The organism is Streptomyces sp. BE20 (assembly GCF_036322525.1).
Lineage (GTDB): Bacteria > Actinomycetota > Actinomycetes > Streptomycetales > Streptomycetaceae > Kitasatospora.
In genome coordinates this window covers 1-216 of the sequence record NZ_JAQYWW010001118.1, presented here as the reverse complement: position 1 = coordinate 216, position 216 = coordinate 1, and the positions used below count along the sequence as shown (strand labels likewise).

The 216-nt window shown below is 74.5% G+C and carries 1 protein-coding gene; it reads left to right on the top strand.

Annotation, left to right across the window (positions count from 1 at the left end):
* Positions 1 to 216, top strand: a 216-nt coding sequence (locus PUR61_RS33985) for a KR domain-containing protein (RefSeq protein WP_329883376.1), incomplete at both ends; no start/stop codon positions are given.

Genomic DNA, 216 nt, shown 5'->3' with positions numbered 1-216 from the left:
TGGGCGTCGAGGTGGCGCGGTGGGCGGCGGCGAACGGTGCGGAGCGGCTGGTGCTGCTCTCCCGGCGTGGATCTCAGGCGCCGGGGGCGGCGGAGTTGTTGGCGGAGCTGCCGATGGCGGAGATCCATGCGTGTGATCTGGCGGACCGGTCCGCGGTGGAGGCGTTGCTGGCCGTGGTCGGTCGGGTCGACGCGGTCGTGCACGCGGCCGGTGTGG